Origin of the sequence: Streptomyces sp. NBC_01476 (assembly GCF_036227265.1) — a bacterium.
Taxonomy (GTDB): Bacteria; Actinomycetota; Actinomycetes; order Streptomycetales; family Streptomycetaceae; genus Actinacidiphila.
The window spans coordinates 2728295-2750052 of the sequence record NZ_CP109446.1; the positions used below are offsets into that span (position 1 = coordinate 2728295).

General features: G+C 70.8%; 16 protein-coding genes. 6 read left to right on the forward strand and 10 right to left on the reverse strand.

Going from position 1 to position 21758, the window contains the following annotated elements; genetic code table 11:
• Positions 1 to 4 precede the first annotated feature (4 nt).
• The gene (locus tag OG552_RS12200) at positions 5 to 208 is read left to right on the forward strand and encodes a MarR family transcriptional regulator (protein ID WP_329132154.1); all 204 of its coding nucleotides are present in this window, start codon (positions 5 to 7) and stop codon (positions 206 to 208) included.
• 10 nt (positions 209 to 218) lie between these two features.
• On the opposite strand, the gene OG552_RS12205 is transcribed toward OG552_RS12200, so the two are convergent.
• The gene (locus OG552_RS12205) at positions 219 to 2438 is read right to left on the reverse strand and encodes an MMPL family transporter (RefSeq protein WP_329132156.1); all 2220 of its coding nucleotides are present in this window, start codon (positions 2436 to 2438) and stop codon (positions 219 to 221) included.
• Positions 2439 to 2578: 140 nt separating this feature from the next.
• Here OG552_RS12205 and OG552_RS12210 point away from each other — a divergent pair, with 140 nt between their 5' ends.
• Entirely contained in the window at positions 2579 to 3214 is a 636-nt protein-coding gene (locus OG552_RS12210) for a TetR/AcrR family transcriptional regulator (RefSeq protein WP_329132158.1), read from the forward strand.
• Here the strand turns inward: OG552_RS12210 and OG552_RS12215 are convergent.
• The 7 genes from OG552_RS12215 to OG552_RS12245 all read right to left on the reverse strand — a co-directional run bounded on the left by OG552_RS12215 (position 3211) and on the right by OG552_RS12245 (position 12633).
• Positions 3211 to 4131, reverse strand: coding sequence for a DedA family protein (locus tag OG552_RS12215; RefSeq protein WP_329132160.1), 921 nt, complete (start codon positions 4129 to 4131; stop codon positions 3211 to 3213). The two genes, OG552_RS12210 and OG552_RS12215, sit on opposite strands and share 4 nt — an antisense overlap.
• A gap of 214 nt (positions 4132 to 4345) precedes the next feature.
• On the reverse strand, positions 4346 to 5095 hold the full coding sequence (locus OG552_RS12220) for an SDR family NAD(P)-dependent oxidoreductase (RefSeq protein ID WP_329132162.1): 750 nt from the start codon (positions 5093 to 5095) through the stop codon (positions 4346 to 4348).
• A 429-nt stretch (positions 5096 to 5524) separates the two neighbouring features.
• Positions 5525 to 6814, reverse strand: a complete 1290-nt coding sequence (locus tag OG552_RS12225; protein WP_329132163.1) for a citrate synthase — start codon at positions 6812 to 6814, stop codon at positions 5525 to 5527.
• A gap of 124 nt (positions 6815 to 6938) precedes the next feature.
• Positions 6939 to 9161: an SF1B family DNA helicase RecD2 gene (gene recD2, locus OG552_RS12230; RefSeq protein WP_329132165.1), complete on the reverse strand. Its 2223-nt coding sequence runs from the start codon at positions 9159 to 9161 to the stop codon at positions 6939 to 6941.
• A 315-nt stretch (positions 9162 to 9476) separates the two neighbouring features.
• Positions 9477 to 10337, reverse strand: coding sequence for a sugar phosphate isomerase/epimerase family protein (locus OG552_RS12235; protein WP_329132167.1), 861 nt, complete (start codon positions 10335 to 10337; stop codon positions 9477 to 9479).
• Positions 10334 to 11485 (reverse strand): dihydrodipicolinate synthase family protein, encoded by a 1152-nt coding sequence (locus OG552_RS12240; RefSeq protein WP_329132169.1) that lies wholly within the window; start codon positions 11483 to 11485, stop codon positions 10334 to 10336. Before OG552_RS12240 ends, OG552_RS12235 begins: the two co-directional genes overlap by 4 nt.
• Positions 11482 to 12633, reverse strand: coding sequence for a Gfo/Idh/MocA family protein (locus OG552_RS12245; RefSeq protein WP_329132170.1), 1152 nt, complete (start codon positions 12631 to 12633; stop codon positions 11482 to 11484). The genes OG552_RS12240 and OG552_RS12245 overlap by 4 nt, the downstream gene beginning before the upstream one ends.
• A gap of 263 nt (positions 12634 to 12896) precedes the next feature.
• Between OG552_RS12245 and OG552_RS12250 the strand changes: the two genes are divergently transcribed.
• The 4 genes from OG552_RS12250 (at position 12897) to OG552_RS12265 (ending at position 16565) form a co-directional block, all read left to right on the forward strand.
• Positions 12897 to 13985: a LacI family DNA-binding transcriptional regulator gene (locus tag OG552_RS12250; RefSeq protein ID WP_329132172.1), complete on the forward strand. Its 1089-nt coding sequence runs from the start codon at positions 12897 to 12899 to the stop codon at positions 13983 to 13985.
• An 88-nt stretch (positions 13986 to 14073) separates the two neighbouring features.
• Positions 14074 to 15000: a bifunctional helix-turn-helix transcriptional regulator/GNAT family N-acetyltransferase gene (locus OG552_RS12255; RefSeq protein WP_329132174.1), complete on the forward strand. Its 927-nt coding sequence runs from the start codon at positions 14074 to 14076 to the stop codon at positions 14998 to 15000.
• A gap of 153 nt (positions 15001 to 15153) precedes the next feature.
• Positions 15154 to 15951, forward strand: coding sequence for a sugar phosphate isomerase/epimerase family protein (locus OG552_RS12260; RefSeq protein WP_329132176.1), 798 nt, complete (start codon positions 15154 to 15156; stop codon positions 15949 to 15951).
• Between the two features lie 65 nt (positions 15952 to 16016).
• On the forward strand, positions 16017 to 16565 hold the full coding sequence (locus OG552_RS12265; protein ID WP_329132178.1) for a hypothetical protein: 549 nt from the start codon (positions 16017 to 16019) through the stop codon (positions 16563 to 16565).
• 133 nt (positions 16566 to 16698) lie between these two features.
• Here OG552_RS12265 and OG552_RS12270 read toward each other — a convergent pair whose 3' ends face one another.
• Both OG552_RS12270 and speB read right to left on the reverse strand, forming a co-directional pair.
• Positions 16699 to 20493 (reverse strand): ABC transporter ATP-binding protein, encoded by a 3795-nt coding sequence (locus tag OG552_RS12270; protein WP_329132180.1) that lies wholly within the window; start codon positions 20491 to 20493, stop codon positions 16699 to 16701.
• A 183-nt stretch (positions 20494 to 20676) separates the two neighbouring features.
• Positions 20677 to 21636, reverse strand: a complete 960-nt coding sequence (speB, locus tag OG552_RS12275) for an agmatinase (RefSeq protein WP_329132182.1) — start codon at positions 21634 to 21636, stop codon at positions 20677 to 20679.
• Between the last annotated feature and the right edge of the window lie 122 nt (positions 21637 to 21758).

Below are 21758 nucleotides of genomic sequence, written 5' to 3' on the forward strand. Positions count from 1 at the left end.
CATCATGACCGACCGGACCTTGTGGTCGTACGCGGACATCGCCGCACACATCCGCGTGCAGGTCGACACCGTGCGCTCGTACCGAAAGCACGGGCACCTGCCCGATCCTGATGTCGTGGAGGGCGGCAAGCCGTTCTGGTACGCGGACACCATCCGGGCGTGGAGTGCCCGGCGGCCCGGAAATCGTGGCCGCCGGGATCCGGACTGATCCTCGGGTCTCACCCGCTGGTGGCCGGTTCGGGGTCCCGCCGCTCCTCGGAGCGAGGGGGCCCTGCGCCGTCCGGTCCAGCCTCTCCACCGCCCTCGGATATCCCGAACCGGTCGTGGAACCTGCGCAGCGCCGGCGGCGCCCACCAGGTGAACCGGCCGGTCAGCCGCATCACCGCCGGGACCAGCAGGGTCCGCACCACCATCGCGTCCATCAGCACGGCCAGGGCGATGCCGAGCCCGAGCATCTTGGTGTTGGCCACCCGGGAGGTGCCGATCGCGACCATCACCACGGCGAGGATCACCGCCGCCGCGGTTATCAGCCCGCCGGTCCGCCTCAGTCCGAAGACGATGGACGACTGGTGGTCACCGGTCCGGTCGTACTCCTCCTTGATCCGGGAGAGCAGGAACACTCCGTAGTCCATGGAGAGCCCGAAGGCGACACAGAACATCAGCACGGGCAGGGTGGTCTCGATACTGCCGGTCGAGGTGAAGGCCAGCGGTCCGGAGAGATGACCGTCCTGGAAGACCCACACCACCGCTCCGAACATGGCGGTCAGACTCAGTGCGTTGAGCAGCACCGCCTGCACCGGGATGATCACGCTCCCGGTGAGCAGGAAGACCAGCAGCAGCGTCACCAGGGCGATGATCCCGGCCGCCCAGGGCAGCTTCTCGGCGATGGCGTGCTTGCTGTCGACCAGGACCGCCGCCTGCCCGGTGACCGACGCGTGGAAGCCGGCCGGCACCGACCGTATCGTCCGCACCAGGCCTTGCGTACTGCCGTCCACCGCCTCGCCCTTCGGCAGCACCGTCACATAGGACGCGTCCGCGCCCGGCACGGTGACGGGGCCGTCGACCCGGACCACGCCCGGCAGCGCGGCCAGTTGCCGGTCGTACTGACGCAACTGGGCCGCGCTCGCACCCTGGGCGAGGACGGTGATCGCGCCGTCCGGGCTGCCGGGAAACTCCTGGCGGATATGCTGCTGCACCACGTGGGCCTCCGCGGTGGCCGGCAGCTGGCGGTCGTCCGCCGTGCCGAACTTCACCTGCAGGAACGGCAGTCCGAGCAGCAGCAGCCCCGCCACGGCGCCGATCGCGAACACCGGCGCGCGGCGCATCACCAGCCGCGCCACCCGGGCGTACCCGGCCCCCGGATCGTCCGGGGACTTCAGCCGCAGTGCCTTGCGCAGGTCCAGTGCGTTGACCCGGTGCCCGAGCAGCACCAGCGACGCCGGCAGCACGATCAGCGCCGCGGCGGCGGCCAGCAGCACCACCGCGATGCCCGCGTAGGCGAAGGAGCGCAGGAAGTACTGCGGGAAGACCAGCATCGCCGAGAGCGAGGCGGCGACCGTCAGCGCGGAGAAGAGCACCGTGCGACCGGCGGTGCGCAGCGTTCTTCCCACTGCGGTCCGGGGCTCCACGCCGGTGGCCAGCTCCTCGCGGAAGCGGCGCACGATGAAGAGCGCGTAGTCGATCGCCAGGCCCAGGCCGAGGGCGGTGGTGAGGTTCTCCGCGAAGACCGAGACGTCGGTGAAGCCGGTGATGCCGCGCAGCACCGCGCTGGTGCCCAGGATGGCGACGATGCCGACACCGAGCGGCAGCAGAGCGGCGATCGCGCTGCCGAACACCATGACGAGCAGCAGCAGGGTGATCGGGAGCGCGATCACCTCGGCGCGCACCAGGTCCTCCTGGATGGTGGTCTGCATCTCGTCGCGCACCGCCGCCGAGCCGCCGACTGTGACCTTCACCGGTCCGTGCTGACCCCGGTAGGCGGGAGCTATCCGCTTGACCTCGTCGGCCACCGCGTCGTCGTCGCCCCGCAGCCGCGCGGTGATCAGCGCGGAACTGCCGTTCTTCGCCCGCAGTGCCGGCGCATGCGTCCCCCAGTAGGAGGTCACGCCGGTCACCGCCGGGTCGGCAGCGAGCCGGCGGGCCAGCTCGCCGCTCTGCGCGGCGACCGCCGGACTGTCCACGCCGGCCCCGCGGGCGTCGACGAGGAGCACCAGATTGGGCTGGGAGGAGGGGAAGTGCTCGGCCAGGGCGGCCGTGGCGTAGGACGACTGGGAGTCGGGGGCCTCCCAGCCCCCGCTGGAGAGCCGGCTGCCGACGTCGCTGCCCGCCACCACGGCCAGCGCGGTGAAGAGCAGGGCCAGCAGCAGCGTCAGCCGCGGTCGCGCGGTGACGATCCGCGTCCAGCCACGGACCGCACCTTCGTGGTTGACATCGGACATGACAGAGGTGTCCCCTCCCCCGTAGAACGGCATCACGACATAGCCCGCAAACGCGGCATAGAATCGAAACACGATCGATCGCTCGTGTTTCCAGAATGCGAGCGACCGCTCGTGTTTGTCAATCCTCCCTGGGGGTCAACGTGTCCGAGGCGGACGAGAGACCGCGCCGCCGTCAGGCCCGCGGAGAGCGCCGCATCACGCAGCTGCTGCAGGCGGCCGCCAGCGTGTTCTGCGCGCTCGGGTACACCGCGTCCAGCACCAATGCCATCGCCCGCGAGGCCGGCGTGTCACCGGGCACGCTCTACCAGTTCTTTCCCAACAAGGAAGCCATCGCGATCGAGCTGAGCGCACAGATGATCAAGGAGATGGAGGCCACCCACGGCAGGGTCTTCACCCCGGAGACCGCCCGGCTGCCGCTGGACCGGCTGATCGACGAGGTGACCGAGCCGTTCATCGAGTTCAACAGCGCCAACCCGGCCTTCCTCGCGCTGATCAAGGGCTCGGACGCCCCGGGCCGGGTCGCTGAAGAACACGACGTGCTGCACAACGCTCTGCTGGAGCGGGTGACGGAGCTGCTGGCGGTCCGCACGCCGTCCCTGTCCCGTACGGAGTGCGCGCTCATCTCGGAGATGTCCTTCGCGATGTTCAAGACCGGCCTCAACCTCGTCATGCAGCATGAGGGAGCCGAGCGCGAGCGGTATGTGCGGGAGCTGAAGAGCATGCTCTACCGCTATCTCGCACCCGCCGTGGGGACCGAGGCCGTACCGGCGCCCTAAAGGTGCCGGCCGCCGGTCATCCCGCAGGGATGGGACCCCGTGCCTTTGCCGCCTTCCGCGGTGACCGCCTCTGCGCTGAAGGAGAGGTCAGGCGGCGCCAGTGAGGATCCGTCCACGGATGCCTCGGGAGACGCGAAAGGCGGTCCGATCCTCGGACCGCCGTCGGACATGCCGTCGCGCGCCTGAGCGCCGACCAACGGGGGTGCGGTGGAAGCGGGCGCCGCCGCGCCGCTCTCACCGGCGAGGGACGCGGTCACCACCGCGGACGGCCGGGCGATCTCTCCGGGAGCGCGCGGCAGCCGCCGTTCCCGGGTCCGGGAGATCCACTGGGCGGCCGTGCCGGCCGCCGCGACGAGCACCGATATGCCGAGCCCCAAGGTGAGCGCGTAGAAGTCGTTCGACGCGGCACGCCCGCTGAAGTAGCCCGCGCCCACCGAGTAGGTGGCCCAGACCGTCTCCGCCACGCCCGCGCCGATCGCGTATCTGCGGGCCGGATACTGGACCACGCCCGCCGCCACGCCGCCGATGACCCGGCCACTGGGCAGGAAGCGCACCGCGATGACGAAGGGCACCCCATGGCGCTGTATGCGCAGTGCGGCCCAGTTCAGCAGCGCCGCCTGGCGGGGCTTGCGGCGCATCCGGCTGAGCACTCTGCCGCTCACCGCGCGGCCCGCCCGGTGGATCAGCAGGTCTCCGACGAGGGCACTTCCCGCCACCACCAGCAGAACCAGCGCCAGGTTGAGGTGGCCTTCGGCGGCCATCACTCCGCCGGTGACGAGCAGCACGGAGTTGGGTACGAGCGGCGGCGCCGTCGTGGCGGCCAGCAGCGCGTACGCCCAGATGACGTGTCCACCCCGCAGGTATTCGGCCAGCCCGGAGGTGAAGTCGAGTGCTGACACGTCAATTGCAACGTTCATGCCACCGTCCCTCTTCCCACCCCCGGGTACTTCAACGCTGACAGCGATGCGTGGGGTCGGCAAGCGGGTTTCCCCGGGATCGGGGAACTCCCCGGGGATTCACCGGAAATCTCATCCTGTGGGCCCGGTCCCGCTACTCCTCAGGGAGTAGGCCGCGGCGGAACGAGGCGATCACGCGGGCGGGACCCGATACCGCGGCCGGCGCCCGACGGGCTCAGCGGCCGAGCAGTTCGCCGCCGTTGCACTGGAGGATCTCGCCGGTGATGAAGCCGGCCTCGGGCGAGGCGAGGAAGAGCACCGCGGCCGCCACGTCCACCGGCCGTCCGACCCGGCCCACCAGGGTGCGGCCTGCCCGGCGGGTCAGCTCCGCCTCATTGAGCCGGGAACCGAAGAACTCGGTGCCCGCGACCGTGCCCGGCGCCACGATGTTGCAGGTCACGCCCTGCGGCCCGAGCTGGGCCGCGAGCGAGTGGTTCCAGGCGTGCAGAGCGGCCTTCGAGGCGCCGTACGAGCCGCCACCGCGCAGCGCCGCCACCGACGTCACGGTGACCACCCGGCCGCCGTCGGTGGTGAAGCGGTCCCGCAGAGACTCGGTCAGCAGCACCGCGGTCAGCACATTGCGTTCGAAGTCGCCACGCCAGCGGGCCAGCACCCCATGGGCTCCGGCGCCGACCGCGAGCTCGCGGCTGCCCGCGTTGTTCACCAGGACGTCGACCCGGTCGGGGAGCTGGGAGAGCACCGCTTCCACGTCATCGGGGTCGGCGAGGTCGCAGACGACGGGGGTGATGTCCAGGCCGCGGGCAGTGCGCAGTTCCTCGGCGGTGGCGCGGAGCACCTCACGGCGGCGGCCCACGATCGTGACGCGGTGGCCGTCCTCGGCGAACCGCGTGGAGATGGCCAGTCCGATGCCGGTGCCCCCACCGGTCACCACGACATTGCGGACCGCTGTCCCGTTCTCTGCCATGTGCTCCGCCCCTCGAGAAGAACAGCACGCTACGGGATCGCCCATCACCCACCGCGAGCGGGGTAGCCTGCAGAAACACCCTCTTTCGGGGAAGAGACGTAGATCACACGTCTTGAGACGTAACCATTACGGTGATTCGTGGGTCTTATGTCTTGAGCACCGCGCTCCCGGCGGAGCCGGTGCGGGGGATGCGGTACGGACTGTCTTGGGGGACGGTCCGGGTTGCGTCGCCGGGGCGACGCCCGGGGAGCTTGAGCGGCCCTCCCGGGCACTCCGTCCCGGCAGCGGCGTGCCGCCACCAAAAACGCCCGGTACGAACCCGTGGGGGGATTCGCGCCGGGAGACGGGAGCGCCCCGTGCCGGACCCGTGGGGGGATCCGTCGCGGGGCGCTTCTTCGCCGCTGGGCCGCTGCCCGGTACGAGCTCGGGTCAGCGGGCTTCGACCGGCACGTAGTCGCGGTCGACGACACCGGTGTAGATCTGCCGCGGGCGGCCGATCCGGGAACCGGGCTCCTTGATCATCTCGTGCCACTGGGCGATCCAGCCGGGGAGCCGGCCGATCGCGAAGAGCACGGTGAACATGCTGGTCGGGAAGCCCATGGCCCGGTAGATCAGGCCGGTGTAGAAGTCCACGTTCGGGTAGAGCTTGCGCGACACGAAGTAGTCGTCGCTGAGCGCGTGCTCCTCGAGCTTGAGCGCGATGTCGAGCAGCTCGTCGGACTTGCCGAGCGCTGACAGGACGTCGTGCGCCGCGGACTTGATGATCTTCGCCCGGGGGTCGAAGTTCTTGTAGACGCGGTGCCCGAAGCCCATGAGCTTCACGCCGTCTTCCTTGTTCTTCACCTTGGCGATGAAGGAGTCGACGTCGCCGCCCTCGGCCTGGATGCGCTCCAGCATCTCCAGCACCGACTGGTTGGCGCCGCCGTGCAGCGGCCCCCACAGCGCGCTGATGCCCGCCGAGATCGACGCGAACTGGTTGGCCTGCGAGGAGCCGACCAGCCGGACCGTGGAGGTCGAACAGTTCTGCTCGTGATCGGCGTGCAGGATGAAGAGCTTGTCCAGCGCGCTGACCACGACCGGGTCAAGCTCGTACTCCTCGGCCGGCACCGAGAAGGTCATCCGCAGGAAGTTCTCGACGTAGCCGAGGTCGTTGCGCGGGTAGACCACCGGCTGGCCGACGGACTTCTTGTACGCGTACGCCGCGATCGTCGGCAGTTTGGCGAGCAGCCGGATCGTGGACAGGTGACGCTGCTTCGGGTCGAACGGGTTGTGGCTGTCCTGGTAGAACGTGGACAGCGCGCTGACCACCGACGACAGCATCGCCATCGGGTGCGCGTCCCGCGGGAAGCCGTCGTAGAACCGTTTGACGTCCTCGTGCAGCAGGGTGTGCTGGGTGATCTCACCCTTGAATTCGGACAGCTGGTCCACGGTGGGCAGTTCGCCGTTGATCAGCAGGTACGCGGTCTCCAGGAACGTACCGCGCTCCGCGATCTGCTCGATCGGGTATCCCCGGTAGCGCAGGATGCCCTGTTCGCCATCGAGGAAGGTGATCGCGGACTTGTAGGCCGCGGTATTGCCGTACCCGCTGTCCAGGGTGACCAGACCGGTGTCGGCGCGCAGCTTGCCGATGTCGAATCCCTTGTCGCCGACGGTGCTGTCCACAACCGGGTAGGTGTATTCGCCGTCGCCGTACCGCAGTACTACAGAGTTGTCGCTCACGTCATTCCCTCACCGACGGTGTTGCCTCTTCTTCGAGGTGCCCTGACTCCATCCACTGTCCCCCATTTGGCACTGGGGTGTGCACTCGGGGTCGGCCATCGGGCCGAAAAGTGGCACGGAGTGCCTATTCTGCGCCTCGGGAGAGCCGGTGGTCGAGAGCCGTGAATCGTCTTCCGGCCGAGACGGTGCGGACCGCCTGCCCGATCGCACGCCGGGACCCGACCAGCACCACCAGCTTCTTCGCCCTGGTCACAGCCGTGTAGAGCAGGTTGCGCTGGAGCATCATCCAGGCACCCGTGGTGACGGGGATCACTACGGCCGGATACTCGCTGCCCTGCGAGCGGTGGATGGTCACCGCGTACGCGTGGGCCAGCTCGTCCAGCTCGTCGAAGTCGTAGTCGATCTCCTCGTCCTCGTCGGTGCGCACGGTCAGTTTCTGCTCGACCGTGTCCAGGGCGGTGACAACACCGACCGTGCCGTTGAAGACACCATTGGCACCTTTGTCGTAGTTGTTCCTAATCTGAGTCACCTTGTCGCCCACGCGGAAGGTGCGACCGCCGAACCGGCGCTCGGGCACATCCGGGCGCGCGGGGGTGACCGCCTGCTGGAGCAGTCCGTTCAGGACGGCCGCGCCGGCCGGACCGCGGTGCATCGGTGCCAGGACCTGGACGTCCTTGCGCGGATCCAGACCGAACCTGGCCGGGATCCGCCGCGCCACCACGTCCACCGTGAGCCGCCCGGCCTCCTCGGAGTCCTCCTCCGGGAAGAGGAAGAAGTCGGGCATGCCCTGGGTGACGGGCGGCTCGCCGGCGTTGATCCGGTGCGCGTTGGTGACCACTCCGGACTGCTGTGCCTGGCGGAAGACACGGGTGAGGCGCACCGACGGGACCGGGCTGCCGGCCGCCAGCAGATCGCGCAGCACCTCCCCCGCACCGACGCTGGGCAACTGGTCCACGTCCCCGACGAAGAGCAGATGAGCACCGGGCGGAACCGCCTTCACCAGTTTGTTCGCCAGCAGCAGGTCCAGCATCGACGCCTCGTCGACGACCACCAGATCGGCCTCCAGCGGCCGGTCCCGGTCATAGGCCGCGTCTCCGCCGGGCTTCAGCTCCAGCAGCCGGTGCACGGTGGACGCCTCCGCGCCGGTCAGCTCCGCCAGTCGCTTGGCTGCGCGGCCGGTCGGCGCGGCGAGGATCACCTTCGCCTTCTTGGCCAGGGCGAGGGCGACCACGGAGCGGACCGTGAAGGACTTCCCGCAGCCGGGGCCGCCGGTGAGCACGGCGACCTTCTGCGTGAGGGCCAGCCGGACCGCCTGCTCCTGCTCAGGCGCCAGGTCGGTGCCCGTGGTGGTGGCGAGCCAGGCGAGCGCCTTCTCCCAGTCCACGTCGTGGAACGCCGGCAGCCGGTCCTCCGTGCCGCGCAGCAGCCGCAGCAACTGGGCGGCCAGCGCTATTTCCGCGCGGTGGAACGGCACCAGGTAGACGGCCTTCACCGGTTCCTGGTCGCCGTCGGCGGCGGGCACGTCCTCGCGTACCACCCCTTCCTCGTCGGCCAGTTCGGCCAGGCAGTCGATGACCAGGCCGATGTCGACCTGGAGCAGCTTCACCGAGTCGGCGATCAGCCGTTCCTGCGGGAGGAAACAGTTGCCCTGGTCGGTCGCCTGCGACAGGGCGTACTGGAGTCCGGCCTTGACGCGCTCCGGGCTGTCGTGCGGTATTCCGACCGCCTGGGCGATCCGGTCCGCGGTCAGGAAGCCGATGCCCCACACCTCGGACGCCAGCCGGTAGGGCTGGTTCTTGACCACCGAGATCGAGGCGTCCCCGTAGGTCTTGTAGATCCGGACCGCGATGGAGGTGGAGACGCCCACGCCTTGCAGGAAGACCATCACCTCCTTGATCGCTTTCTGCTCCTCCCAGGCGGCAGCGATCAACTTCGTCCGCTTGGGGCCGAGTCCGGGGACTTCGACCAGGCGCTTGGGCTCGCCTTCGATGATGTCGAGCGTGTCGGTGCCGAAGTGCTCGACGATGCGTTCGGCGATGCGCGGGCCAATGCCCTTGATCAGGCCCGATCCGAGGTAGCGGCGGATGCCCTGGATGGTGGCCGGCAGGACCGTCGTGTAGTTCTCGACCGTGAACTGCTTTCCGTACTGCGGGTGGGAGCCCCAACGGCCGTGCATCCGCAGCGATTCACCGGGCTGGGCGCCGAGCAGCGCGCCGACCACCGTCAGCAGGTCCGCCGAGCCGCGGCCGGTGTCCACCCGCGCGACGGTGTAGCCGTTGTCCTCGTTGGCATAGGTGATCCGTTCCAGGACGCCTTCCAGCACGGCAAGGTGCGCGTTCTCGCCCATGTCCGGCCTCCCTCCCGGCTGCGTCGGTGATCTGTTCCGAAGGTACCGCCCGGGACGGACACTCCGTCGGCCCGCCGCCGGGAGCCTGTGGACAACCGGCTCTGCCGCCCGCACACCGACACCGTCCGGACAGACGAAAGGGGTCCGGCACAAGGCCGGACCCCTTTCTCGTTCCCCCCACTTACCCCCGAAGCCCCCCTCGGGCGCACTTACTCTCCTGGCTCCCTGAACCCCTCCTGAGAGCCGTGATGCCATGTACGACCGCCCATGCCCCGGAAGGGTTGTAGTACGGACACAGGAATTCTCAAGATTTTTTCAGAGGACGTGCCGCCGGTACCGCTCGGCGATCTCCGCGAGCACTTCGGAGCCGTCCCGCGCCCACAGCGCGGGGCTGAAGATCTCCACCTCCACGGCGCCGTCGAAGCCCGTCGCGTCGACCTGCGTACGGAATCCGCGCAGGTCCACGCACCCGTCGCCGAGTTGCCCGCGGCCGAGCAACACGCCCTCGGGCAGCGGAGTCACCCAGTCGGCGACCTGGAAGGAGGCGATCCTTCCGCCGGCCCCGGCCCGGACGATCTGCGCCGGCACCAGGTCGTCCCACCACAGGTGGTAGGTGTCCACCACGACGGCGACCTGTTCGGCCGGGAAACGCTCCGCGATGTCCAGGGCCTGGCCGAGGGTGGAGATCACGCACCGGTCCGAGGCGTACATCGGATGCAGCGCCTCGACAGCCAGCCGCACACCGCGGTCCGCGGCATAGGGGGCCAGGGTCGCGATGGCGTCGGCGACACGCTCCCGGGCGGCGGCGATGTCGCGGTCGCCCGGCGGCAGGCCGCCGGAGACCAGCACCAGGGTTCCGGTCCCCAGCGTGGCCGCCTCGTCGATCGCCGCCCGGTTGTCGTCCAGGGCAGCCGCCCGGCGTCCCGGTTCCGCGTCGGTGAAGAAGCCACCGCGGCACAGGGAGGTGACGGTGAGTCCGCTGTCCCGCATCAGCCGCGCCGCGCGCTCGACTCCGTAACTCTGCACCGGTGCCCGCCACAGCCCCACCTGCGTGATGCCCAGCGCGTTGCAGCCCGCCGCGAGTTCGGGCAGTGACCACTGCTTGACGGTCTCCTGGTTGATGCTCAGCCGCGCCAGATCGCCGGAAGGCCCGGTGTACGCCGCTCCGCCGCTCATGCGTCCACCCCGTGGACCGCGAGCAGGTGGCGCATCCGGGCCTCGGCGAGCGCCGGGTCGGGGAACAGACCGATGCGGTCGGCGAGTTCGTACGCTTTCGCCAGGTGCTGGACCGACCGGGCCGACTGGAGTCCGCCGACCATGGTGAAGTGCGACTGGTGGCCGGCCAGCCAGGCGAGCAGCACGACCCCGGTCTTGTAGAAGCGCGTGGGCGCCTGGAACAGGTGCCGCGACAGCTCAACCGTGGGGTCGAGGACGCGCCGGAAGCCGGCGGTGTCGCCGGTGTCGAGAGCGCTGACGGCCGACGCGGCCAACGGCGCGAGCGGGTCGAAGATGCCGAGCAGTGCGTGGCTGAAGCCCTGCTCGTCGCCAGCGATGAGTTCCGGGTAGTTGAAGTCGTCCCCGGTGTAGCAGCGCACGCCCTTGGGCAGGCGGCGGCGCAGTGCGATCTCCCGGTCCGCGTCCAGCAGCGAGATCTTGATCCCGTCGACCTTGTCGGGGTGGGCGGTGATGACGTCCAGGAAGGTCTCGGTCGCCTTGTCGAGGTCGTCCGAGCCCCAGTAGCCGGCCAGCGCCGGATCGAACATCGGGCCGAGCCAGTGCAGGATCACCCGGTCGGAGGACTGCCGCAGCAGGCGCTCGTAGACCTCCAGGTAGTCGTCCGGGCTCTTGGCCGCCGCCGTCAGGGCGCGCGACGCCATCAGGATCGCCTGGGCGCCGGCCGCCTCCACGACGGCCAGCTGCTCCTCATAGGCGGCGACGACTTCGGCGAGCGTCGCGGGTCCGGTCAGCTGGTCGGTGCCGACACCGCAGGCGATGCTGCCGCCTGCGGACCGCGCCTCGGCCGATGACCTGCGGATGAGTTCCGCGGCTCCCGCCCAGTCGAGCCCCATGCCGCGCTGCGCGGTGTCCATCGCTTCCGCGACGCCGAGGCCGTGCGCCCACAGATGGCGGCGGAAGGCGAGAGTGGCGTCCCAGTCAACTGCGGCGGGGCCGTCGGCCGAGGTACGCAGCGGGTCCGCCACGACATGCGCGGCGGAGTACACCACCCGGCTGCGCAGCGGTAGTTCCGCGGCATAGGAGACCGGTTCCGACCGCGGCACAAAGGGACGCGAAGTGCCGGATCCGTCCGGCAGCAGGATGGTCACAGCGACAGCTCCGGGACCTCGACACGGACACCTTGCGCCGAGGACTTGAGGCCGAGTTCGGCCAGTTGCATCCCGCGGGCGCCGGCCAGCAGGTCCCAGCGCCACGGCTCATCGAGGACGACATGCCGCAGGAACAGCTCCCACTGCGCCTTGAAGCCGTTGCCGAAGTCGGCGTTGTCCGGCACCTCCTGCCACTGGTCGCGGAACGACTCGGTGGCGGGCAGGTCCGGGTTCCACACCGGCTTGGGCGTGGCCGAGCGGTGCTGCACCCGGCAGTTGCGCAGGCCCGCCACGGCCGATCCGTGGGTGCCGTCGACCTGGAACTCCACGAGTTCGTCGCGGTTGACGCGCACCGCCCAGGAGGAGTTGATCTGGGCGATCGCCCCGCCCTCCAGCTCGAAGATCCCGTAGGCGGCGTCGTCGGCGGTGGCGTCGTACGGCTTGTCCTGCTCGTCCCAGCGCTGCGGGATGTGGGTGGTGGTGAGCGCCTGCACGGTCCGTACCCGGCCGAACAGCTCGTGCAGGACGTACTCCCAGTGCGGGAACATGTCGAGCACGATGCCGCCGCCGTCCTCCGCGCGGTAGTTCCACGAGGGCCGCTGGGCGCTCTGCCAGTCGCCTTCGTGCACCCAGTACCCGAATTCACCGCGGACGGACAGGACGCGGCCGAAGAAGCCGCCCTCGATCAGGCGCCTGAGCTTGAGCAGGCCGGGCAGGAAGAGCTTGTCCTGCACCACACCGTGCTTGATTCCGGCGGCCTCGGCGAGCCGGGCGAGTTCGAGCGAGCCCTCCAGTGTGGTGCCGGTGGGCTTCTCGCAGTAGATGTGCTTGCCGGCCGCGATGGCCTGCTTCACCGCGGTCTCGCGGGCGGCCGTCACCTGGGCGTCGAAGTAGATCTCCACCGAGGGGTCGGCCAGGACCGTGTCCAGATCGGTGGTCCAGTGCTCGATGCCGTGCCGGCCGGCCATCGCCTTCAGCGCGTGCTCGCGCCTGCCGACAAGCACCGGCTCCGGCACGAGGACGTCGCCGTCCCCGAGATCGAGGCCGCCCTGGTCACGCAGGCTCAGGATCGAGCGCACCAGGTGCTGCCGGTATCCCATGCGTCCGGTGACGCCGTTCATGGCGATCCGCATCGTCCTGCGTGTCATGACTGCTCTCCTCGAAGCCACAAGGTGGCCACCTCTGGGGATCGATAGCAAGCGCTTTCTTTCCGTTGCACGCTAACCGAGCCGCCTTGACCGAGGCAAGGGTGTCCGGATACCGGAGTAAGCCCTTGCTGCGCTGGTCCGCCGAGGCGCCCGATCGGAGCCCGGGCCGCCGCCCCCCTCCGGTGCCGCGGAATGAGAGCATGAGCAGCGCCGAACGGCGGTCGCCACCGGCGCCCATCCCCTTGAAGGAGGACAGGACCGAGATGGCAGTGACTCTGGCCGATGTCGCGGCGCGCGCCGGGGTGTCGTCGGCGACGGTCTCCCGCGTCCTGAACGGGAACTACCCGGTGGCCGGGAGTACCAGGGAACGCGTCCAGCGGGCCGTCGAAGAGCTGGACTACGTCGTCAACGGCCAGGCCCGTGCCCTGGCCGCCGCGACCTCGGACCTCGTCGGGGTGCTGGTGAACGATGTGGCCGACCCCTTCTTCGGGATCATCGCCAGCGCGCTCCAGAGCGAGATCGGCGCGGGCGGGACCCAGCCCGGCGGCGGCAAGCTCGCGGTGGTCTGCAACACCGGCGGCTCGCCCGAGGCCGAGCTGATGTACCTCACCTTGCTGGAACGCCAGCGGGCGGCGGGTGTGGTGCTCACCGGCAGCACCGTCGAGAGCCGCGCGCACACCGCGGCGGTCACCGCGAGGCTGACCCGGCTGGCCGCGTCCGGCACGCGGATCGTGCTCTGCGGCCGTCCGCCGCTGGAGCCGGCCGACGACGCACTCGGCCTGATCACCATCGCTTTCGACAACCGCGGCGGCGCCCGCCGGCTGACCGAACACCTCCTCTCGCTCGGCCACCGCCGGATCGGGTACGTCGCGGGCCCGGTCGAACGCAGCACCACGCGGCACCGGCTGGAGGGGCACCGGGAAGCGCTGGCCGCCCGAGGTCTCGGCCCGGACACCCCGGCCGGCGCCAACGCGCTGCGGCTCACGGTGCACGGCGGCTACAACCGGTCCGCCGGATATGACGCGACACGTGAACTGCTGCGCAGGGACGCCGGGGTGACCGCGATCGTGGCCGCCAACGACACCGTGGCGCTGGGCGTGTGCGCCGCGCTGCGGGACGCCGGGCTCGACATTCCCGGCGATGTCTCGGTGGCGGGCTTCGACGATCTGCCGTTCAGCGTGGACGCCTCCCCCGCGCTGACCACCGTCCGTATCCCGCTGCAGGAGGCGGGCGCCCGGGCGGGTCGGTTCGTGATGGGACGCGAGGCGCCGCCGCCCGGCGCGGTGGCCTCGGTCGCGACCGAGCTGATGGTCCGAGGGTCGACGGCGCCCCCGGCGTCAGGGCATCGCTGAAGTTATCCACAGGCAGGAATTCGGCCCTTCCGCGCGGTCTGCGCTCCGGCTTACCTTTGACTCGGGCAAAGGAAATTGGGGAGGGACCATGGCCGTCAAGGACGTCCGGGAGTTCAACCGCTTCTACACCAATCTCATCGGCGCGCTGGACTACAGCCGCCACCTGCACACGCCGTTCACCCTGACCGAGGCGCGTGTGCTGTACGAACTCGCGCACGCGCCGCGCACCGACGCGGCCGATCTCCGGGTGGAGCTGTCGCTCGACGCGGGCCATCTCAGCCGGATGCTGGCGAAGTTCGAGGAGCAGCAGCTCGTCACCCGCGGGCCCTCGGAGCAGGACGCCCGGCGGCAGCGGATAGCGCTGACGACGCGCGGCGAGGAAGCGGCGTCGCTGCTGGAGGAGCGGTCGCAGGACGCGGTGAACACGCTGCTCGGCCCGATACCGCCTGACGACCGCAAGCGGCTGACCGAGGCCATGCGCACGGTCCGCGACATACTCCGCGAGGATCAGCGGGAACCCGCGGCCGAACGGGTGACCGTGCGCGGCCCGCGCCCCGGCGACCTCGGCTGGGCCATCGAGCGGAACGCCGCTGTGTACGCGGCGGAGTTCGGCTGGAACGAGGAGTACGAGGTGCTGGTCGCCCGGATCGTCGCGGACTTCGCCGCCTCGCACGATCCGCAGCGGGAGGCGGTGTGGATAGCCGAACTCGACGGCGAACGGGCCGGCTGCGTCTTCTGCGTGCGGGACGAAGCCCCCGGCACCGCGCGGTTACGGCTGCTGCTGGTCGATCCGGCCGCACGGGGGCACGGCATAGGCGGTCGGCTGGTGGCCGAGTGCGTCGCCTTCGCCCTGGCGGCCGATTACACCGCGTTGGTCCTGTGGACGAATGACGTACTGTCCGGCGCCCGCCGGATATACCAGCGCGCCGGATTCGAACTCGTGCGGGAGGAGGCACACCACAGTTTCGGGCACGACCTCGTCGGGCAGGACTGGCGCCTGGACTTGGCGCGCTGAGGGGGCGTCACTCCTCTCGAACAGGGACGCTCCGGCAGGTGGCCGGCGCCGGGCGGAGTGCTCGGCCGCGGTCGCGGGGAGGTCGGGCCGCGGGGCGTCGTGTGCGGCCGACCATGGTTGACCGGGCCCGACCCGGTGCCTAGTGTCCGGCGAATGAGACTCGCCTTCTCCACCCTCGGGGTCCCCGCACTCTCCGTCGATCAGGTGGTCCGGCTCGCGTCGGAACACGGCTACCACGGTGTCGAACTGCGCGCGAGCGAGGAAGGCCCGGTGCACACCGGGCTGTCGGCCGGCGAACGCGCCCGGGTGGCCGGGCAGTTCGCGAAGGCGGGGGTCGAGATCCTCACCGTGGCCGGCTACGCGAAGGTGGCGGCGGCGGGGGACGACGGGCCGGTGCTGGACGAGATCGGCGCCGCCATGACGCTCGCCGCCGACCTGGGGGCCTCCTGCGTACGGGTCTTCCCCGGCGGCGGGGATCTGCCGGCCGGCGAGGCCGACACGCTGGCGGCCCGGCGGCTCGCGGCAGTGGCGCCGATCGCCGACGACCTCGGTGTACGGGTGCTGCTGGAGACCCATGACTCGCACCGCACCGGGGCGGACGTGGCGCGGGTGCTGGGCCTGGTGGGGCACCGTTCGGTGGGGGCGATCTGGGATGTGCTGCACACCTGGCTGGCCGGTGAACAGCCGTCGTCCACCTATCCGGTGCTCAGTCCCTACCTCGGCTACGTACAGGTGAAGGATGTCGCGTCGGCGGAGGACACGACGCCGCTGCCGCTGGGGGCGGGGGTGCTGCCGCTGACCGAGACGGTGGAGGTGCTCAGCCGGGCGGGATGGGACGGCTGGTTGTGCTGGGAGTACGAGAAGCGGTGGTACGACGCGGCGGCCGAGCTGCCGGGACTGCTGGGACCGGCCCGGGAGCATCTGACGCGGCTGCTGGTCGAGTCGGCCTGATCGCTCGGCGCCCACCGTCCGATGGTGGGGGCCGGGCGGAACCGGTCGGGGACGGCGGGCGTCCCATGGGCATGCTGACAGTGGACCTGCGCAGAGTGCTCGCGGCCGCACTGCTGACCGCATCCGTGACGATGTTCGCCGCCGGTTGCGGCGAGAAGGGGGAGGCCGGGGGCGGCCCACGGAAGGACAGAGTGGACGGCGGGACGGTGCCCTCGGTGCGTGTCGAGCCGTCGGGCTCCGACGGGAAGACGGCTCCGTTCCGGGTGGTGTACTTCTCGTCGTCGGAACCGGCCGCCCCCGAGGCGCACGAGGTGCTGCACGATGCGGGCGAACTCGGCCGGTTCGCCGCGAAGGTGGCGCCGCAAGACCGGCAGGCGGCCGAGATCACGGCCGGGGGGAAGGACACGGACTTCTCCCGGGACGTGCTGGTGGGCTGGACGGCGTCCACGGGGTGCAGCGCCGCCACCGCTGCGGTGCTCCATATTGCGGACGACCGGTTGTCGGTGCGGGTCAGCCAGCCGGAGCCGCCGCGGGAGTGTCTGCGGGCGTTCGTGGCAACGGTGCTCTTCGCAGTGCCGAAGGAGAGCATGCCGGCGAATCCGGTGTTCGGCTGACGTCCGCGCGGCCGGCGAGCCGGACCGGTCCCGTCCGGTCCGGCAGCGGGCCCGCAGGCACTGACCGACGGGGCTTGCCGGCTATCGGGGGGACAGGCCGGGCAGCCGGGCCTCGGCTCGGGCCGCGGGTCCGTCAGGCCGCTGCCGACAGCTCGCCGGTGAAGGTCCGCCACAGCTCGGCGTACCGGCCGGCGCGGGCGAGGAGCTCCTCGTGGGTGCCGTCCTCGATCACGCGCCCGTGGTCGAGGACCACGACGCGGTCGGCGCGGGCTGCGGTGGTGAGACGGTGTGCGACCACCAGCGTCGTACGGCGTATGGCGAGGCGGTCCGCGGCCTGGTTGACCAGCCCTTCGGATGCCAGGTCGAGAGCGGCGGTGGCTTCGTCGAGCAACAGGACCGCCGGGTTGACCAGTTCGGCGCGGGCCAGTGCGATCAGCTGCCGCTGCCCGGCGGACAGGTTGCGCCCGCGCTCGGCGACCTCGTGCAGATAGCCGCCTTCGAGTGTCGCGATCATCGCGTCCGCGCCGACCGCGCGGGCCGCCGCCTCCACTTCGGCGTCGGTGGCGTCCATCCGCCCGTAGGCGATGGCGTCACGGACGGTGCCCGGGAAGAGATAGGGCTCCTGGGGGACGACGCCGAGTTGGTGGCGGTACTCGGCGAGGTCGAGTTCACGGATGTCGGTGCCGTCCACCAGGACGGCGCCGTCGGTCGGGTCGTAGAACCTGGCGACCATCTTGACCAGGGTGGACTTGCCCGCTCCGGTCTCGCCGACGAACGCCACGGTCTGCCCTGCGGGTACCCGCAGCGAGATGCCGGCGAGCGCTTCGGCGCCTTCGGCGGCGGCGCCTCCGTAGCGGAAGTGCACGTCGCGGAAGACGATCTCCCCGCGCAGCCGGGCAACCGGCTTCGGGGAGGCGGACGCCGGGGTGGCGGTGGGCTCGCGCAGCAGCTCACTGATCCGGCCGAGCGAGACGGTGGCCTGCTGGTAGCCGTCGAAGACCTGCGAGAGCTGCTGGACCGGTGAGAAGAACAGGTCGATGTAGAGCAGATACGCCACCAGGGCGCCGGCGGTGAGTGTCCCGTCGGTGACCCGGTGGGCGCCGACGATCAGGATCAGCGCCGCCGCGACGCTGGAGAGCAGTTGGACGAAGGGGAAGTAGACCGAGATCAGGAACTGGCCGCGTACGCGCGCCGTGCGGTAGTCGTCGCTGCGCTTCAGAAAGCGTTCCGCGCCGTGCCGTTCGCCCCGGAACGCCTGGACGACCCGGAGGCCGGCGACGTGCTCCTGCAGGTCGGCGTTGACGACGGCGACGCGCTCGCGGGCGGTTTCGTAGGCCCGCTTGGACTTGCGGCGGAAGATCCAGGTGCCGATGGCCAGCAGCGGCAGGGTGGCGAAGACCATGAGGGCGAGCTGCACGTCGATGGCGAGCAGCGCGACCAGGATGCCCACGAAGGTGAGCAGGCTGACGAGGGCGGTGACCAGGCCGGTCTGCAGGAAGGTGGAGAGCGCGTCCACGTCGGTGGTCATCCGGGTCATGATCCGGCCGGTCAGCTCGCGCTCGTAGTAGTCGAGCCCGAGGCGGTGCAGGTGGGCGAAGATCTTCACCCGCAGCGTGTAGAGGATGCGTTCGCCGGTGCGGCCGGTGAGCACGGTCGAGCCCCACTCCACCGCCCACTGGGTGAGCACCAGACCGAGCCCGAGCAGGGACGCCACCCAGACCGCGCCGAGGGCTTCCCGGCGGACACCGGCGTCGATGCCGTGCCGGATCAGGACTGGCAGCAGCAGGCCGGCGACCGCGTCGACCGCCACCAGCAGCAGGCTCAGCAGCAGCGGGGTGCGGAATCCGCGCAGCATGCTGCCCAGGCCGAAGGTGAGATCGGCGGCCCTGGCCCGCTCCTCGTCCACGTCGGGGGTGTCGTCCGCCGGCGGCAGGGCGGCCACCTTGGCGAGCAGTTCGGGGGTGGCGGGCATCCCGGCGAGCGCGCCCGCCATGCCGCCCGCACCGCCTGCGGCCCCGCGTGGCACCGCCGGGGCGCCGCGGAGCGACCGCGCGGGATCGTCGGCGGTACGGCGGTCCGCGGGCCAGAGTTCGGGGGTGATCCCGGCGGCGGGCTCGTCGGTGGCGGCTGTCACGGCGGGGGCTGTCACGGCGGCTGCGCCCACCGGGTCGAGTTCGACGACGTCGGCGCCCAGGGCGTCGGGGTCGGTGAGCAGCGCGCGGTAGAGGGCGCTGCGTTCTTCCAGTTCTTCGTGCGTGCCGATGTCCGCCAGCCGCCCGGCGTCCAGGACCGCGATCCGGTCGGCGAGTGCCAGTGTCGACCGGCGGTGGGCGATCAGCAGCGTCGTACGGCCGCGCATCACCTCGCGCAGCGCGTCGAAGATGTCGGCCTCGACCCGGGCGTCGACGGCGGAGGTGGCGTCGTCGAGCAGCAGCAGCCGGGGGTCGGTGAGGATCGCCCGGGCCAGGGCGACCCGCTGCCGCTGGCCACCGGAGAGGGTCAGGCCGTGCTCACCGACGACGGTGTCGTATCCGTCGGGCAGGTCGGTGATGAAGCCGTCCGCCTGGGCGGCCCGGGTGGCGGCGAGGATCTGCTCGTCGGTGGCCTCGGGGTGGCCGTAGGCGATGTTGGCCCGCACGGTGTCGGAGAAGAGGAAGCTGTCCTCCGGGACCAGGCCGATCACCGACCGCAGCGCGTCGAAGGTCAGCTCCCGCACGTCGGTGCCGCCGACCCGCACCGCGCCTCCGGTGACGTCGTAGAACCGGGGCAGCAGCAGGGAGATGGTGGACTTGCCTGAGCCGGAGGATCCGACCACGGCGACCGTCTCGCCGGGCGTGACGTGGAGGTCGAAGCCGTCGAGGACGGGCCGCTCCTCGGTGTAACCGAAGGTCACCTTGTCGAAGTCGACCGTGGCGGGCGCGTCCTGGGGCAGGGCGCCGGTGCCTTCCCGCAGGGTCGGTTCGGTGTCGATGAGTTCGAAGACGCGCTCCACGCCGGCCCGGGCCTGCTGGCCGACGGTGAGCATCATGGTGAGCATCCGGACCGGGCCGGTGAGCTGCGCGAGGTAGGTCGAGAAGGCGACGAAGGTGCCCAGCGTGATCTGCCCGCGGGTGGCCATCCAGCCGCCGAGCGCCAGCATGCCGATCTGGCCGAGTGACGGCACCGCCTGGAGCGCCGGGGTGTAGCGGGCGCTGAGCCGGACGGTGCGCAGCCGGCCCGCGAAGAGGCGGCGGCTGACCGTCTCCAGCTTGCCCATCTCCTGCCGCTCCTGGCCGAAGCCCTTGACCACGCGGACGCCGGTGACCGAGCCGTCCACGATGCCCGCGACGGCTGCCGCCTGCCCCTGGGCGTACCAGGTCGCGGGAAAGAGCCGTTTGCGCGACCGGTCGGCGATGAACCACAGGGCCGGGGCCACCGCCAGCGCGACCAGGGTGAGCAGCGGGGAGAGCGTCAGCATCACCACGAGCGAGAGCACGAAGAGCAGCAGGTTGCCGATCATCATCGGCAGCATGAACAGGAGGCCCTGGATGAGCTGGAGGTCGCTGGTGGCCCGGCCGACCACCTGACCGGTGCTCAGTTCGTCCTGGCGGCGGCCGTCGAGCCGCATCAGCGAGCGGAACATGTCGTTGCGCATGTCGTGCTGCACATCGAGGGCGAGCCGTCCGCCGTAGTAGCGCCGCACGTAGGTGAGGAGATAGACCGCGATCGCGGCACCGACGAGGGCGAAGGCCCAGGGCGCGAGGGGTTTGTCGTGCTTGACGATGACGTCGTCGATGATCAGCTTCGGGACGAGGGGAACGAGGGCGGTGACGCCCATACCGCCGAGCGACGCGCCGAGTGCCAGCAGCACCTCGCGTTTGTAGCGCCAGCAGTACGCGGTCAGCCGGCGCAGCCACCCCTGCTCCGGTTCGTCCTTGGCCCTCGCCACACGGTCCTCCCACCGATCGTCGGGCGGCCGAAGCCGGCCGCCCGTGTCACCGCTTGTCCGTCCCTTTGTCCGTCTGTGCCCGAGGCTGCAACGCCCCGGGCTGCGCGTTTCATCCTCCCGCAACACATACAACGACCAAGGTCGCACATGAGTGCGACCTTGGTCGTAGTCGGTTCGGGTGAATCAGTGGGCGTCGGCGATCTGCCGGGACATGATCGTCGTCAGCTCGTAGGCGGTGTGCGAGGCGGCGACCGAGGTGATCTCGGCATGGTCGTAGGCCGGGGCAACCTCCACGACGTCCGCCGAGACGAGCCGGCAGCCGGACAGGCCGCGCAGGATCTCCAGCAGTTCCCGTGAGGTCATGCCGCCGGCCTCGGGGGTGCCGGTGCCGGGCGCGTGGGCCGGGTCGAGGACGTCGATGTCGACGGAGATGTACAGCGGCCGGTCGCCGATCCGCTCACGCAGTTGCTGGGCGACCTCGTCGACGCCGCGGCGCATCACGTCCGCCGAGGTGACGATGCCGAAGCCCATCCGCTCGTCGTCGTCCAGGTCCTTCTTCCCGTACAGGGGGCCGCGGGTGCCGACGTGGCTGAGCGCCGAGGTGTCGAGGATGCCCTCTTCGAAGGCGCGGCGGAAGGGCGTGCCGTGGGTGTAGGCGGCGCCGAAGTAGGTGTCCCAGGTGTCGAGGTGCGCGTCGAAGTGCAGCAGCGCGACCGGGCCGTGCCGGCGGGCGACCGCCCGGATCAGCGGCAGGGCGATGGTGTGGTCACCGCCCAGGGTCATCAGCCGGGCGCCGGCGTCGAGCAGGTCGCCGGCTGCTGCCTCGATGGTCTCGACGGCCTCATTGATGTCGAACGGGTTGACGGCGATGTCGCCGGCGTCCGCGACCTGGGCAAGGGCGAAGGGCGAGGCGTCCTGGGCCGGGTTGTAGGGGCGCAGCAGCCGGGACGCCTCACGGATCGCATTGCCGCCGAAGCGCGCGCCGGGACGGAAGGAGACCCCGGCGTCGAAGGGCACCCCGACCACCGCGATGTCGGTGCTGCCGACCTCGTCCAGGCGCGGAAGCCGGGCGAAGGTCGCGGGACCCGCGTAGCGCGGGGTCCGGGAGGAGTCGACGGGGCCGCGCGGCTGCGCACTGCTCATGGAGGCTGCCTTCCTGGTGGGGTGGGGTCCGCGGGTGACCATATGTCTCCCGTGGCGGTCCCGGGATGTACGTTTCCCCCAATTCGGGGCGGCGATTGTGCCTCGGCGTCGAGCCGTGGGTC